We start from the raw sequence: 15,635 nt of genomic DNA on the forward strand, positions 1-15,635 counted from the left end.
CGAATTCGAATGTCGTCTAACGGACTCGCAAACGGCAGAGGCCCTCTTCGCCGTAAGGGCAAAGAGGGCGCTCGCCTGCCGGAAGCTTCCGATTATTTGAGCGTGATCACGACGCGTCGATTCGGCTCTTCGCCGCGGCTTGCCGTCTCGACGTCGGGGTGGTTTTGCAGCCGGGCATGGATCACTTTGCGCTCCTGCGGAGGCATAGGTTCCAGCACGACTTCCTTGCGCGTACGAATCACCCGGTCCGCCAAACGGTCGGCCAGATCTTCCAACGTCTTGGCGCGGCGCCGCCGGAAATTCTCCGCATCCAGCGTCAGCCGGAGGAACTTGTCCGAATCGCGGTTCGCCACGACGCCGGCCAGCAGCTGAAGCGCGTCCAGCGTCTGCCCCCGCCGCCCGATCAGCATGCCGAGTTCCGGTCCCGAGATATCCAGCACGCCGCCGTCGCGATTCTTGCGCACGTCGACTTTGACGTCCAATCCCATCGCTTCGGCGACGTCATGGATAAAATCGGCGGCTTCGCGGTAACGTTCTTCCGGGCGAATCCGTTCGGATTCGTCCGTTTCCGGCTCGCTTCGCGAAGCCCCGGATTCCATCGGCGCGGGCACTGCGGAGTTCGGACGGCTGCGTCTCGGCGCATATTCCTCGTCTTCTCCGACTTGGCCGGAAACCGAAGCCGGCTCCGGCGCGGCCGGATTCGGGCGTTCCCGTCTCGGCGTCTCTTCGTCGAGATCGAGCGAAGCGGCCGGAGCCGCCTTGCTCGCCTTGACCTCAGGAACGGGCGCCTCCGTTTTCGGAACCGAATCGGGAGCCGGATCCGCAGATCGAACCGGCCGGACCAGCGTGAGTTCGACTTTGGCCTTGCGGCCGCCGAATAGGCCCAGAAACCCTTTGGCAGGATGCTCCAGCACGTCGACCTCGACACGATCTCTTGTCACGCCAAGCTGCGCCAGTCCTTGCGAGATGGCTTCGTCTACCGTTTTTCCCACAGCCGTCACTTTGCTCGTCATCGAATCCGCGCCCCCTTATGTTCACGCTTCGTCTTTTGCATATGCGTATTGCTTCAGCTATTACGATGATTGCGATTCGAAAAATTAACGTTTTTTCTTTTTCTTCTTGCGGCTCGATACCGGGCCTGCGCCTTTGGACAAGCTGACTCCGCCGCCCGAAGGAGCGTTTTTGCCTGCCGGTTTCGGCGATCCGCCCTGCTGCGCGATAACGGCAGCCGCGGCTTTCGGATCTTTTTTGCGATACAAGAAGAAGTTCTGCACGATGGTATACACGTTACTCATTGCCCAGTAGAGCGGGAGGGCGGACGGGAATTGATAACCCATGAAGAAGATCAGCACCGGATACACGAACAACATGAACTGCATCGGACCTTGCTGCTGCGCCGGATTTTGACGCATCATCAGCCAAGTTTGCAGGAATGTCGTCGCCGCCGCGAACAACGTCAGCGGGATGTCCGGCTTCCCGAGCTGCATCCACAAGAAGGAATGCTGGGCCAGGTCGCTGTTATAGATGATGGCATTGTACAGCGCGATAAAGATCGGCATCTGAATGATCAACGGCAGACAGCCTGCGGCCGGATTGACCTTGTTCTCTTGGAACAGACGCATCTGCTCCTGCTGCATGCGCTGCGGATCGTCTTTGAACTGCTCTTTGAGCTTCTGCATTTCCGGTTGGATCGCTTGCATCGCTTTCGAGCTCTTGACCGACTTGATGGTCAGCGGCAGAATCAGCGTACGCACGATCAGCACGAGCAGAAGGACCGCGAACCCGTATTGGCCGCCGAACCACTTCGCGAACGTATCAAGCGCGAGCGAGAACCAATAGACCACATTGCTGCGCCAGAAGCTTCCGCTGTTTTTCAGGTCTTCCGTCGTATGCAGGGCCGTATTCGTCGGCGTACATCCCGCAAGGACGGCGATCAGCAGGACCGCGGCGATGATAAGCAGCCACTTCCCCCTGCGTTTGAACAAATGAGACACTAGATAACCCCTCTCTTGACCTTCATGTTCCTGCACTCCCGTAAGGCTCGGTGCCGCCAGAGGCACAGCGCTTGCAGTTGTGAAAATCATACCATAATTAGCCCATCATTTGAAACGCAAAAAAGCGCTTCACTTGCTCGATCCCCGGCTGCCGCCTAACGGCTTTTGCGTTTGAGCAGCGAGGATTTGCGAAGCACGTGCAGCACGCTTTTCTCCAGCTCTTTGTAATCCAGGTCGAGCGCCCCTTTGCGGACGATGAAGACCAGATCGACATGATCGACGATTTCGTCGGCATGGTGCCGGACGATTTCTTTCATTAAACGGCGCATCCGGTTCCGAACGACCGCATTGCCCACTTTTTTGCTGACCGACACGCCCATGCGGAACCGATCGACATCCCGTTTATGAAACCAATAGAGGACCAGCTGCCGGTTCGCAAATGACTTGCCATGGCGGTATACGCGGGTAAACTCGGCTCGGTTCCGTAATCGTAGCTTTTTTTGCACCTTTTCTCGCGTCCCCTTTGTCTAAGAAAAAAAAGACCACCTTGAGGTGGTCTTCGCTCATGTGCCTAGGCTTACGCGCTCAGCACTTTTCTGCCTTTGAGACGACGAGCAGCCAGCACCTTACGGCCGTTTTTCGTGCTCATTCTTTTACGGAATCCGTGCACCTTTTTACGCTTGCGGGTGTTTGGTTTGAAAGTAGGACCCATTACAATAGCACCTCCTTTTGCGGGTAGTACAGGTTTTGCAAAATGCGAAACCGATATAATAACACACATTCGTTCTTCTTCTCGCAGAACATGCCTTTTATCATTTAATCACGCGTTTCCAGCAAAGTCAAGACATCTTCAAGCGTTTCCTCCCTCTTTTTTTGCGAAAAAAGGCAGGCGGAAAACCTTCTATATAAGGAAAGGCAAATTCAGGCCGTAGATCGCAGCTTTGTACGGCAAACATCCGGCAGGCTGGAAAACGCTCGGCTCCGCTTCTTTCGGCAGCCCGGATCGTCCGGATTTTGCGGCTCCTGCTCTTCTTTATCGGAAAAAGCGCTCCGTTTTTGCAGCCGAATCCATTTTGTCTCTTCTCCCTCTTTTTGTCGGCCGCGCTTCTTCGTCCTCTCCCTCTTTCGGCGTCCGCTCGGTTGCTCCGGTTCGAATTTCTGTATTAACGCCGTTTCGCTCTGTACCAGACAACCGAGCCGGCTGCAAACGCTCCTGCTCCCTCTTTCGGTTCGGTTTTATCGGCTCGCTGTTCGGCCCCTTCCCTTTTTCGCGTTTTTCTTGTTCGCCGCTTCCGCTCCCTCTTTTCCGATCTTCCGGATCCGCGCCTTCGATTTTCGCTCTGCGGCTTTCCCGGTTCGTTTTCGTTCGATCCGAGTTATCCACAATTTCGGCTTTCCGCGCCCTGCCCGGCTTCCAGTTCGAAACCACGTTTTTGCGTAATCCGGTTTTCCACGATATTGCCTTTTGGCCTGTGCATAGTTTCGAGACGCCGATTTATTCACAACTCGATTTTAAACACGTTATGAACAATATCTAGTGGTGTGGATATGTCTTATGCACAAGTTCTTGGATTTGTGGATAAAATAGCGCCAACCGTTGAAATGACCGGCTTCTTTTGCTATGATTAGATTACTTTTCGATGTGAATATCCGGTTTTAGCCTCCATATTATCAACAATCTGTGGATAACGTTGTGAACAATTTCAGTTTATCCTTCTTTTTTTGTTCCCATAATTCTTAGCATTGGGGATAACCCGCGCTCGGCTTACCTATACTATTTCCAGATAAATTCTCGGCGGACGCTACGGCTCAAGCCACATCGTATGATTTCAAAGGAGTGACAGTTTGTGGACAGCCATACCGCTCAATTGTGGCAGCAGATTTTATCCATCATCCAAACAAAGCTGAGCAAACCCAGCTTCGACACCTGGTTCAAAGCGACCCAGGCGATCCAGCTTACGCAAGGCTCGTTGACCGTGTCCGCACCCACGACCTTTGCCGTAGAATGGCTGGAAAGCCGGTATACCAAACTTGTGGCGCAGGTGGCTTTTGACGTGCTCGGACGCAGCGTCACGGTCAAATTCGTCATCGAAGAACCCGGACGCGAGGAAGAACTTCAGCAGAAACCGGCCGCGCCGGCGCCGACGCCGGTAACCAGCAGCGTCGAACCGAACGCCAACATGCTGAATCCCAAGTACACGTTCGACACGTTCGTCATCGGCTCGGGCAACCGTTTTGCCCATGCGGCGTCGCTCGCCGTCGCCGAGGCGCCGGCGAAAGCCTACAATCCCCTGTTCCTGTACGGAGGCGTGGGACTGGGAAAAACGCATTTGATGCACGCGATCGGACATTATATTTTGCAGCACAATCCGAGCAGCCGCGTCGTGTACATCTCTTCGGAGAAATTCACGAACGAATTCATCAACTCGATCCGCGACAACCGCGGCGAGAGTTTCCGGAACAAGTATCGGAACATCGATATTCTGCTGATCGACGATATTCAGTTCATCGCGGGCAAAGAGTCGACGCAGGAGGAATTCTTCCATACGTTCAACGCGCTGCACGAGGAGAGCAAACAGATCATCATCTCCAGCGACCGGCCGCCGAAAGAGATTCCGACCTTGGAAGAACGGCTGCGTTCGAGGTTCGAATGGGGATTGATCACGGATATCCAGCCTCCGGATCTGGAGACGCGGATCGCGATCCTGCGGAAAAAAGCGCGGGCGGAAAATTTGGACGTGCCGAACGAAGCGATGATGTACATCGCCAATCAGATCGACACCAACATTCGGGAGCTTGAAGGGGCGCTGATTCGCGTCGTCGCGTATTCTTCGCTGACGAATCAGGACGTGACCGCGCATCTGGCGGCCGAAGCGTTGAAAGACATCATTCCGTCCAGCCGGCCGCGGATCATCACCATTCAGGATATCCAGCAGCGGGTCGGCGAATACTACAATCTCCGAATGGAAGACTTCAAGGCGAGAAAACGGACCAAAGCGATCGCGTTTCCGCGCCAAGTCGCCATGTATCTGTCCCGCGAGCTGACGGACTACTCGCTTCCGAAGATCGGCGAAGCGTTCGGCGGACGCGACCATACGACCGTCATTCACGCGCACGAGAAGATCTCCCATTCGATCAAAAACGATCAAGAGCTGTCCAAAGTTGTCCACAGCCTAACGGAGAAAATCAAAAACCCTTCCTGAATAAACAAAAAGCCTATGCACAACTTATCAACATGTGGATAGGCTTAGTTTGTTATGTTTGTCGGGCATTTTGTAGAGTTATCCACATATGCAGGGCCCCTACTACTTTTACTATAAAGATCTTAAAGAATATATTATCTATTACAGGAGTGACGAGATGAAGATCAGCATTTCCAAATCGCACCTCAGCGACGCCATTCAACACGTATCCAAAGCCATTTCCAGCCGGACGACTATTCCGATCCTCGGAGGGATCAAATTCGACGTGGCTTACCACGGCGTCACTTTGACCGCCAGCGACACGGATATTTCGATCCAAGCTTTTATTCCGGCCGAAGAAGACAACAAAACCGTCGTGACGGTGGATAAAGTGGGCAGCGTCGTGCTCCCTGCTAAATTTTTCGTGGAAATTATCAAAAAACTGCCGACTTCGGAGATCGAAATGGAAGTGGGCAGCGGGTTCCAGACCTTTATCCGCGCGGGCGCGACGGACATTCAACTGGTCGGACTGGACCCGGAAGAGTTCCCGGTGCTGCCGAGCATCGAAGAGAACCGCGTTCTCTCCGTTCCCGGCGACCTGCTGCGGCATATGATCCGCCAGACCGGTTTCTCGATCTCCACGCAGGAGACGACGCCGATCTTGACGGGGGTCATGTGGAGCCTCAAAGAAGGCCAACTCAAATTCGTCGCGACGGACCGCCACCGTCTGGCGACGCGCACGGTTCGGCTCGAAGGCGCGGAAGACGTCGAGTTCAACAACATCGTCATCTCCGGCAAAACGCTGAACGAGTTGAGCAAGATCATTCCGGATCAGAATACCCTTGTGGATATCGTCGTGGCCGATAACCAAGTCTTGTTCAAAGTCGATCGCGTGCTGTTCTACTCGCGGATCCTCGACGGCTTGTACCCGGATACGTCGAAGATCATCCCTTCCAGCCACAAGACCCGCCTGCTGCTGGACACGAAGAAGCTGAGCGAAGCGATCGACCGCGCTTATCTGCTGTCGCGCGAAGAGAAGACGAACATCGTCCGCATGCAGACGATGGAACAAGGCGGACTCGAGATCTCGTCCAGCTCCACCGAGCTCGGTCGCGTCAAAGAAGAAATCGAACTTTCCGAGTTCGAAGGCGAACAACTTCGTTTGTCGTTCAACTCGAAATATATGCTCGACGTGCTGAAAGTCATCGAAAGCGATCAACTGACCATCCGCTTTACCGGCGTGATGAGTCCGATCATCATCGAACCGACCGACGACAGCCGCAGTTTGTATATCATCCTGCCTTACCGGACGACGAATTAATTCATGTAATAAATAATATAAAACAAGAAAAGACAAGAAGGCGCAGAGGGAAGTTCCAGTGTAGGAGCTGAAGCATTTCGGAGAAATGCACTTCGGAAGTATACGCTTCGTTCGCCTTTGAAATCGGGAAGATACCGCGAAAATTCAATCAAACTTCCCGATTTCAACAAGCGATCGTAACGGAACTTCCCTGGGAGCCGCCATGTCTTTTCCTTTGACACCGCACCGAAAGGAAGGCAAAATGATGAATGAAGTATCCATCCGCACGGAATATATCAAGCTCGACACGTTTCTGAAGCTGGCCAACTGCATTTCCACCGGCGGCAGCGCCAAGATGCTGATCGCCGAAGGCTTGGTCAAAGTCAACGGAGAAAGCGAAGAACGCCGCGGACGCAAACTGTATCCCGGCGATACGGTCGAAGTCGAAGGCGAAGGATCGTTCAAAGTGGCGCGGGAAGACTGATTTCCCTCCCGTTCGCCGCGGCGTCGATCGCGAAGACACGTACGACATCCGCAAACGGCGGGTGATCCACACAGACGGGGCGGCTTTGCGTAGCAGCAGGCGGGCCTCGTCTTCATTTTTGCGGCGGACGCACAGGAGGAATCGAAATCACGTGCAAGTTAGAGACATCGCACTCAAGAATTACCGCAATTACGGCGAACTGAAACTGGAAAACTTCGGCAGCGTGAACCTGATGATCGGCCGCAACGCTCAAGGGAAGACCAATATGCTGGAATCGTTGTTCGTGCTGGCGCTGACCAAATCGCATCGGACGTCCAAAGACCGCGAGCTGATCGCTTTCGGCGAAGACAGCGCTTATGCCGGCTGCAACGTGGAGAAAAAGTACGGAAACGTGCATCTCGAACTGACGTTGTCTCCCAAAGGAAAAAAAGCGAAGATCAACGGGCTGGAGCAGCGCAAACTGAGCGACTTTATCGGTACGCTGAACGCCGTCATGTTCGCGCCCGAAGATCTGGAGATCGTCAAAGGCACCCCGGGCATCCGCCGTCGTTTTCTCGATATGGAGATCGGACAGGTGCAGCCGAGCTATCTGTTCCATCTTCAGCAGTACCAGAAGGTGCTTCTTCAGCGCAACAACATGCTCAAGCAGTCGTACGGCAAAACGCCCGACCCGGTCATGATGGAGATTTGGAACGAACAGCTTGCCGAACACGGAGCGAACATCGTCCGGCGCCGCAAACGGTTTATCCGCAAGCTCCAGATCTGGGCGCAAGATATCCACAAGGGGATAACCGGCGGGAGCGAGAGTCTGATGCTGCGTTACGTGCCTTCGTTCGGCGAGCCCGAAGAGGAAGATGAAGCTGTCTTATTGGAACAATTTATGATAAAATTATCACAAGTGCGCGACCAGGAAATCCGTAGAGGAACGACGCTTGCCGGACCTCATCGGGACGACCTGAGCTTTTTCATCAACGACAAAGAAGTCCACAATTTCGGTTCTCAAGGCCAGCAGCGCACCACCGCGCTCTCGCTTAAGCTGGCGGAGATCGAACTTATTCACGAAGAAATCGGGGAATACCCGATTCTGCTGCTCGACGACGTGCTGTCGGAGCTTGACCCTTACCGGCAGACGCAGCTGATCGAAACGTTCCAGAGCCGAGTGCAAACGTTTATCACCGCGACCGGGATCGAGACGATCCATGCGGAGAAACTGCAGGGCGCGCATATTTATCAGGTCAGCGAAGGACATGTCGAATCCTAGAGCTACGGTCAGGGAGGTTGCGGGTTCATGTATATTCATCTCGGCGGCGAAAAAATCATTCGTTCTTCGGAATTGATCGCCATCTTCGACGTTTCGATCGAAAAGTCTTCCCGAATCTCCAAACAGTTCGTTACCGCCGCCAAAGAAAGCAAAAAGGTGGAAACGATCGGCGAAGAGGAAGCCAAATCCATCGTCGTCACCAAATCGGTCGTGTATTATTCGCCGATTTCGTCAGCAACGCTCAAAAAGCGTTCCAAGACATTCAGCGCGGGCATTTGACCGTCGGTTTCGTTTAGCGACGGCATTCGCCGCGCGCCGATCATGAACTTTTTCCTATACGCCGCCCTTCCCGATGCCGTCTCGTCCTAAGGCTTCGGGAGCGGGCGTTTCGTATTCTTTTCTCACAATTTCACAAAATACAGGAGTGGGTGAACGAAGCATGTCAATGGATCAACAAGCATATGATGCCAGTCAGATACAGGTCCTCGAAGGATTGGAAGCTGTACGCAAACGGCCGGGGATGTACATCGGTTCGACGAGCGAAAGAGGCCTCCACCATCTCGTATGGGAAGTCGTGGACAACAGTATCGACGAAGCGCTCGCCGGCTACTGTGACCATATTCAGGTGATCGTGCACGAGAACAACAGCGTAACCGTGATCGACAACGGCCGGGGCATCCCGGTCGGCGAACATCCCAAGCTGAAACGTCCGGCGCTCGAAGTCGTCATGACCGTCCTGCACGCGGGCGGCAAATTCGGCGGCGGCGGATACAAAGTCTCGGGCGGCCTGCACGGCGTCGGCGTCTCGGTCGTGAACGCGTTGTCCGAGAAGGTCGTGGTCAAAGTCAGACGCGACGGCAAGATCTACGAGCAGGAGTACCGCTACGGCGCGCCGCAGTACGACCTGCGCGTGATCGGCGAGACGGACGAAGAAGATACGGGAACGACGACTACTTTCCAACCGGACCCGCAGATCTTCACGGAAACGACCGTATTCGTCTACTCGACGCTGCTTACGCGGATTCGCGAGCTGGCATTCTTGAACAAAGGCATCAAGATTTCGCTGAAGGACGAACGTTCCGGCGAGAGCGCCTCGTTCCACTACGAAGGCGGGATCAGCGAATACGTCGAATTCCTGAACCAGAACAAAGAAGTCATTCAAGAGCAGCCGATCTACGTCGAAGGACAACGCGACATGATCGCGGTCGAGATCGCTTTGCAGTACAACGAAGGCTATACGGAAAATATCTATTCGTTCGCGAACAATATCCACACGCACGAAGGCGGCACGCACGAATCGGGCTTCAAGAGCGCGCTCACGCGGATCATCAACGATTACGCGCGCCGCTCCGGCCTGGTCAAAGACGCGAGCAACAACCTGACCGGCGACGACGTGCGCGAAGGTCTGACGGCGATCATTTCCGTCAAGATTCCGGAACCGCAGTTCGAAGGACAGACCAAGACCAAGCTGGGCAACAGCGAAGTCCGCGGGATCGTGGAATCGCTGTTCTCCGAGAAGCTGACCGATTTCCTGAACGAGAATCCGGCTTCGGCCAAACGCATTCTCGAAAAAGGTCTGCAAGCGGCCAGAGCCCGCGATGCCGCCAAACGCGCGCGCGAATTGACGCGCCGCAAGAGCGTGCTCGAAGTCAGCGCCCTGCCGGGCAAACTGGCGGACTGCTCGTCGAAAGACGCTTCGATCTGCGAAATGTATATCGTCGAAGGGGACTCCGCGGGCGGTTCGGCGAAACAAGGTCGCGATCGTCATTTCCAAGCGATTCTGCCGATCCGAGGCAAGATCCTGAACGTCGAGAAAGCGCGTCTGGACCGCATTCTGTCGAACGCGGAAGTACGGGCGATCATCACGGCGATCGGAACGGGCATCGGCGAAGACTTCGATATCTCCAAAGCCCGGTACCACAAAGTCGTCATCATGACCGATGCCGACGTCGACGGCGCGCATATTCGTACGCTGCTGCTGACGTTCTTCTACCGCTACATGCGTCAGATCATCGAAGCGGGCTACGTGTACATCGCGCAGCCGCCGCTGTACAAGATCGAGCGCAACAAGACCGTGCTGTACGCCGGCAGCGAAGCGGAACGCGACGAGATTATCGCGAGCTTCGGCGAAGGCGCCAAAGTCAACGTTCAGCGTTATAAAGGTCTGGGCGAGATGAACCCGGGACAGCTGTGGGAAACCACGATGGACCCGGAAGCGCGCACGATGATGCAAGTGTCGATCGGCGACGCGATGATTGCCGATTCCATCTTCGACACGCTGATGGGCGACAACGTCGAGCCGCGTCGGGACTTTATTAACGAGCATGCGCGTTACGTAAAGAACCTGGATATTTAACGCAGCCCTTGTCCGCGAAGCGGAACGGTTTTCAGAAAAGGCGGCCCGTTTCGGGTTCGCCTTTTCTTTTTGCCGCAAACGTTTCGGGTCGAAGAAAAAACCTTTTTTCAAGCGGTTTTTCCGGTACAAAATACGGACATTTGTTTGGATTGATGGTATAATAATAAGGATGTGGAAACCTCGTATTCCGAGCGTTTGCAGGACCTTTTCAAGGCTTTACTTTCAACATACACAATCAATCCACCGTATGCTTATGCAGGACTCAAGATGCGTTTCCAGTCGTTTCTCGCGGGTCGAAGCGGGAAACGCGAACAGCATCCAATGATAGAAGGAGGCAGTCATGGCGGAAGAACAAAGAACGCAGGTTATAGATCGGGATATCAGCACGGAAATGCGCGAATCCTTTATGGACTATGCAATGAGCATTATCGTCAGCCGCGCGCTGCCGGATGTGCGGGACGGCCTGAAGCCGGTTCACAGACGCGTGCTCTACGCGATGTCCGAACTCGGCATGTCGCCGGACAAACCTCACAAGAAGTCGGCGAGAATCGTCGGCGAAGTTATCGGTAAATACCACCCGCACGGCGATTCGGCCGTGTACGAAACGATGGTCCGCATGGCGCAGGATTTCTCCATGCGTTACATGCTGGTCAACGGCCACGGCAACTTCGGTTCCGTCGACGGCGACGGCGCCGCGGCGATGCGTTATACCGAAGCGCGTCTGTCCAAGCTCGCGATGGAGCTGCTGCGCGACATCAACAAAGAAACGATCGACTTCCAACCGAACTACGACGGCGAAGAACAAGAACCGGTCGTGCTGCCGGCACGTTATCCGAACCTGCTCGTCAACGGCGTATCGGGCATCGCGGTCGGCATGGCCACCAACATCCCGCCGCATAACTTGGGCGAAGTCATCGACGGCGTTCAGGCGTTGATCGAAAATCCGGATCTGACGCCGCTTGAGCTGATGGATTATATTCAAGGGCCGGACTTCCCGACCGCAGGTTACATCTTGGGCCGTTCGGGCATCCGTCAGGCTTACCAGACGGGACGCGGATCGATCACGATGCGCGCGAAAGCCGAGATCGAAGAGACCGGCAACAAGGCTCGCATTGTCGTAACGGAGATTCCTTATCAGGTCAACAAAGCGCGTCTGGTCGAGAAGATCGCCGAGCTGGTACGCGAGAAGCGTCTGGACGGCATTACCGATCTGCGCGACGAGTCCGACCGCACGGGGATGCGTATCGTTATCGAGCTGCGCCGCGACGTGAATCCTAGCGTCGTGCTGAATAATTTGTATCGCCATACCGCCATGCAGTCGACGTTCGGCGTCAATATGCTGGCGATCGTCAATAACGAACCGAAGATCCTCAATCTGCGGGACGTGCTGTATCACTATCTGGAGCACCAGAAAGTGGTCGTGCGCCGCCGGACGGAATTCGATCTCAAGAAAGCCGAAGCGCGCGCCCACATCTTGGACGGTCTGCGCAAAGCGCTCGATCATCTGGACGAAGTCATCTCGATCATCCGCGGTTCGCAGACGGCCGACGCCGCTCGCGAACAGTTGACGGAACGTTTCGAATTGAGCCAGGAGCAGACGCAGGCTATTCTCGATATGCGTTTGCAGCGTCTTACCGGTCTGGAACGCGAGAAGATCGAGAACGAGTATAACGAGCTGCTCGCCAAGATCAGCGAATACAAAGCCATTCTCGCCGACGAGAAGCTGCTGCTCGATATCATCAGCGAAGAATTGAACGATATCAAAGAACGTTATGCCGACGAGCGTCGCAGCGAGATTACGGTCGGCGAAGACAGCATTCTGGACGAAGACCTTATCCCGCAGGAAGAAGTGGTCATCACCATTTCCCATACGGGTTATATCAAGCGTCTTCCGGCAACCACGTATCGCAGCCAGAAACGCGGCGGACGCGGCGTCGTAGGAATGGGCACGAAAGACGAAGACTTTGTCGAACATCTTTTCGCGACCAATTCCCATAACCATCTGCTGTTCTTCACGGACCGCGGCAAAGTTTACCGGATCAAAGCTTACGAGATTCCGGAGCTGAGCCGGACGGCGCGCGGGACTCCGGTCATCAACCTGATCCAGATCGAACAGGGCGAATCGGTCAACGCGGTCATTTCGGTGAACGAATTCAAAGAAGATCGTTACTTGTTCTTCGCGACCTGCCAAGGCATCGTGAAGAAGACGCCGCTAACCGATTACTCGAACATTCGCAAAGGCGGACTGATCGCGATCAATCTGCGCGAAGACGACTCGCTGATCGGCGCGAAACTGACGGACGGCGAACAGGAGATCATCATGGGGACTTCCTCGGGTCTGTCGATTCGGTTCAAGGAAGGCGACGTACGTTCGATGGGCCGCGGCGCGACGGGCGTCAAAGGCATCTCGCTGGAAGAAGGCGACACGGTGATCGGCATGGACGTCGTGAAGCAGGGCCGCGAAGTCTTGATCGTCACGAGCAAAGGTTACGGCAAGAAAACGCCGGAATCCGAATACCGCATCCAAAGCCGGGGCGGCAAAGGCATCAAGACGATCAACGTGACGGATCGTAACGGTTCGGTCGCGAGCTTGAAGGTCGTCAAGGCCGAAGAGGACTTGATGATCATCACGACGAGCGGTACCCTGATCCGTACGAGCATGGACGGCATCTCCACGATGGGCCGCAATACGCAAGGCGTGAGATTGATCCAGACGCGCGAAGACGACGCGGTAGCGACGGTCTGCCGAATCGACAAGAGCGAAGAACCGATCGAAGACGAGTTGGAAGAAGGCGAATTTGCCGAAGGACAAGCGGGAACGGTTCTGCCGACATCCGACGCGGAGGCTCCGCAAGAAGAAGAATCCGACGCAGAAACAGAAACAGAAGAGTAACGGATTTTCGGCAAGTCGAATAGAAGGATCCAAAAGGGAAGTCCGACGGGACTTCCCTTTTTTCATCGAACGGCATTCGATAACGGCATTCGATAACGGCATCCGGCCGCTTATATAGAAATCCGCCGATTTTGCCGAAAGATGATTTGGTACATTTTTGGTATTGTTGCGCTTGGCATCACGACATATAATCGAAATGATCAGGAAAAATAAATATCGTGAACGTTTTATCGCAATAAAGGAGGGGTGTGCCATAGTAAGCATAGCCGTAAGCGAGCTTGAAGCAGGCAAGAAAATTGTAGCGAACGTGTTTACGAGTAGAGGGAATCTGCTTTTTCAAAAAGGCAGAGTGCTGTTTCCGAGAGATCTGGAGATCCTTCGCGCATTTATGATCGAAGAGGTCGAGATTCAAGATACCGCTGAAGAAAAAGAAAAAGCGGCTTCCAAGCCGAGCGGAAAAGAAGACGCCGCCCAATCCCAAAGCACGGAACCGGGAAGAACGCAGCCTAACCGTAAAGAGCGCAGCTTTATCGAAGAATACGAACAAACCGTAGCATTGATCAAGACCGGTTTTCCTTCCGTATTGGGCATGGAGATTCCGATCTTTCAATGGCGCGCGCAGTTGGAAAAATTGATCGAACAAATTCAGGGGTACCGGATTCTCGGATTTACGCCTCGTATGCCGGATAAACACGATTACGTCTACCATCAGGCGGTTCTTTGCGCGCTGACTTCATATATGCTGGCACGTTGGATGGACATCCCGCAGAAAAACTGGATTCAAGTCGCGCTTGCCGGACTGCTGCACGATATCGGCAAGGTCAAAGTACCGCCTGCCATTCTGCACAAACCGGAACCTCTGACTGCGGACGAGAAGATGGAGATGAACAACCATACGACTTACGGCTATCAGATCCTCAAAAACGCGACTGCCTTACAGGAAGGCGTTCTGTTGGCGGCCTTGCAGCATCACGAGCGTATCGACGGCAGCGGTTATCCGTTTAAACTGACGGGCGAAAAACTCCACGTATATTCGAAGATCGTTGCCGTGGCCGATATTTTTCATGCCATGACGCTGGATCGTCGTTATCGCGGAGCGACTTCTCCTTATTTGGTGTTGGAGCAGCTTCAACAAGATTCGTTCGGCAGGCTGGACCCTGCGATCGTCCGTCTGTTGATTCAGCATACGACGCAGTTATCGCTCGGTACGCGAGTCAAACTGAGCAATCGAAGAATGGGAGAGATCGTCTACGCCGATGCGCATCAACCTACGCGGCCGATCGTCTCGAGTAACGGCGAGATCATCAATCTGATTCAGAATCGAAATCTGTTTATCATGGAAGTGCTATAACTCTATAGTAAAGAAGCGGTTCCGATCAGAGAGACAGAGCCGACCATACAATCAAAATGCTAACTAAAAGGCTTCCCTGCTGTATAGGGCGGCCTTTTTTGAAGTTTAATCGATAAAGTCGGAAAAAATGCTTGCTTTCTTGATGCCCACATGATATATTCTAGGAACGGCCTTGAGAGAGCGCCGGTGCGGTTCGAAAAAGCGAGCGAGTCGAAAAAGGAAATCGGATGAACGGTTCGAAAGAGCCTGAAAAAAATATTTCAAAAAAGGCTTGCAAAACGAAAACGAACGTGCTAATATATAAGAGTTGCTGCTGCGAGAAACACTGAGCGGCGGAAACGAGAAATACCGAGTTTGTTCTTTGAAAACTGGATAACGAGTGAACAACGATGGCTTCGGTCATCGTGAGAATAAAAGGTTCTTGAGCAATCGAGAATCGCCACGTTTTAAACGAGCACATGGTGCTTTCTTGATAAGCCGACCTTCGGGTCGCAACTTTAATGGAGAGTTTGATCCTGGCTCAGGACGAACGCTGGCGGCATGCCTAATACATGCAAGTCGAGCGGACTTGATGAAGAAGCTTGCTTCTTCTGATAGTTAGCGGCGGACGGGTGAGTAACACGTAGGCAACCTGCCTTTCAGACTGGGATAACTTCCGGAAACGGATGCTAATACCGGATACATCGTTTCTTCGCATGAAGAGACGAGGAAAGACGGCGCAAGCTGTCACTGAGAGATGGGCCTGCGGCGCATTAGCTAGTTGGTGGGGTAATGGCTCACCAAGGCGACGATGCGTAGCCGACCTGAGAGGGTG

The 15,635-nt window shown here is 54.0% G+C and carries 13 protein-coding genes and 1 rRNA gene; 10 read left to right on the forward strand and 4 right to left on the reverse strand.

Annotation, left to right across the window (positions count from 1 at the left end):
• Nucleotides 1-92: 92 nt before the first annotated feature.
• The 4 genes from jag to rpmH form a co-directional block, all read right to left on the reverse strand.
• Complete coding sequence (gene jag, locus CDO73_RS06415) at nucleotides 93-1,013, reverse strand: RNA-binding cell elongation regulator Jag/EloR (protein WP_088487653.1); 921 nt, start codon at nucleotides 1,011-1,013, stop codon at nucleotides 93-95.
• Nucleotides 1,014-1,097: 84 nt separating this feature from the next.
• A complete protein-coding gene (locus CDO73_RS06420) occupies nucleotides 1,098-1,994 on the reverse strand; it encodes a YidC/Oxa1 family membrane protein insertase (RefSeq protein WP_256972587.1) in 897 nt (298 codons plus the stop codon).
• Nucleotides 1,995-2,149: 155 nt separating this feature from the next.
• Entirely contained in the window at nucleotides 2,150-2,500 is a 351-nt protein-coding gene (gene rnpA, locus CDO73_RS06425; protein ID WP_088487654.1) for a ribonuclease P protein component, read from the reverse strand.
• Between the two features lie 71 nt (nucleotides 2,501-2,571).
• A complete protein-coding gene (rpmH, locus tag CDO73_RS06430; RefSeq protein WP_018976936.1) occupies nucleotides 2,572-2,706 on the reverse strand; it encodes a 50S ribosomal protein L34 in 135 nt (44 codons plus the stop codon).
• A 229-nt stretch (nucleotides 2,707-2,935) separates the two neighbouring features.
• On the opposite strand from rpmH, the gene CDO73_RS26440 reads away from it, so the two are divergent.
• From CDO73_RS26440 to CDO73_RS06480, 10 genes are all read left to right on the forward strand, one after another.
• The gene (locus CDO73_RS26440) at nucleotides 2,936-3,532 is read left to right on the forward strand and encodes a hypothetical protein (protein ID WP_143536078.1); all 597 of its coding nucleotides are present in this window, start codon (nucleotides 2,936-2,938) and stop codon (nucleotides 3,530-3,532) included.
• Nucleotides 3,533-3,841: 309 nt separating this feature from the next.
• Complete coding sequence (gene dnaA / locus CDO73_RS06440; protein ID WP_088487656.1) at nucleotides 3,842-5,197, forward strand: chromosomal replication initiator protein DnaA; 1,356 nt, start codon at nucleotides 3,842-3,844, stop codon at nucleotides 5,195-5,197.
• Between the two features lie 157 nt (nucleotides 5,198-5,354).
• Complete coding sequence (gene dnaN / locus CDO73_RS06445) at nucleotides 5,355-6,497, forward strand: DNA polymerase III subunit beta (RefSeq protein WP_088487657.1); 1,143 nt, start codon at nucleotides 5,355-5,357, stop codon at nucleotides 6,495-6,497.
• 244 nt (nucleotides 6,498-6,741) lie between these two features.
• A complete protein-coding gene (yaaA, locus tag CDO73_RS06450) occupies nucleotides 6,742-6,960 on the forward strand; it encodes a S4 domain-containing protein YaaA (protein ID WP_088487658.1) in 219 nt (72 codons plus the stop codon).
• Between the two features lie 151 nt (nucleotides 6,961-7,111).
• Nucleotides 7,112-8,221 (forward strand): DNA replication/repair protein RecF, encoded by a 1,110-nt coding sequence (gene recF, locus CDO73_RS06455; RefSeq protein ID WP_088487659.1) that lies wholly within the window; start codon nucleotides 7,112-7,114, stop codon nucleotides 8,219-8,221.
• Nucleotides 8,222-8,248: 27 nt separating this feature from the next.
• Nucleotides 8,249-8,500, forward strand: coding sequence for an extracellular matrix regulator RemB (gene remB / locus CDO73_RS06460; RefSeq protein ID WP_088487660.1), 252 nt, complete (start codon nucleotides 8,249-8,251; stop codon nucleotides 8,498-8,500).
• A gap of 160 nt (nucleotides 8,501-8,660) precedes the next feature.
• Entirely contained in the window at nucleotides 8,661-10,577 is a 1,917-nt protein-coding gene (gene gyrB, locus CDO73_RS06465; protein WP_088487661.1) for a DNA topoisomerase (ATP-hydrolyzing) subunit B, read from the forward strand.
• Between the two features lie 340 nt (nucleotides 10,578-10,917).
• A complete protein-coding gene (gyrA, locus tag CDO73_RS06470; RefSeq protein WP_088487662.1) occupies nucleotides 10,918-13,470 on the forward strand; it encodes a DNA gyrase subunit A in 2,553 nt (850 codons plus the stop codon).
• Nucleotides 13,471-13,723: 253 nt separating this feature from the next.
• Nucleotides 13,724-14,821 (forward strand): HD-GYP domain-containing protein, encoded by a 1,098-nt coding sequence (locus tag CDO73_RS06475; protein WP_088487706.1) that lies wholly within the window; start codon nucleotides 13,724-13,726, stop codon nucleotides 14,819-14,821.
• A 497-nt stretch (nucleotides 14,822-15,318) separates the two neighbouring features.
• Nucleotides 15,319-15,635 (forward strand): 16S ribosomal RNA (locus CDO73_RS06480); the annotation flags it as partial.

This window comes from Saccharibacillus sp. O23, assembly GCF_002205895.1.
GTDB lineage: Bacteria > Bacillota > Bacilli > Paenibacillales > Paenibacillaceae > Saccharibacillus.

Bases quoted from the DNA above. Each gene is read 5' to 3' on its own strand.
- gyrB (WP_088487661.1), top strand. From the start codon at position 8,661: ATGTCAATGGATCAACAAGCATATGATGCCAGTCAGATACAGGTCCTC.
- jag (WP_088487653.1), bottom strand. From the start codon at position 1,013: ATGACGAGCAAAGTGACGGCTGTGGGAAAAACGGTAGACGAAGCCATC.
- dnaN (WP_088487657.1), top strand. From the start codon at position 5,355: ATGAAGATCAGCATTTCCAAATCGCACCTCAGCGACGCCATTCAACAC.
- gyrA (WP_088487662.1), top strand. From the start codon at position 10,918: ATGGCGGAAGAACAAAGAACGCAGGTTATAGATCGGGATATCAGCACG.
- yaaA (WP_088487658.1), top strand. From the start codon at position 6,742: ATGAATGAAGTATCCATCCGCACGGAATATATCAAGCTCGACACGTTT.
- remB (WP_088487660.1), top strand. From the start codon at position 8,249: ATGTATATTCATCTCGGCGGCGAAAAAATCATTCGTTCTTCGGAATTG.
- rpmH (WP_018976936.1), bottom strand. From the start codon at position 2,706: ATGGGTCCTACTTTCAAACCAAACACCCGCAAGCGTAAAAAGGTGCAC.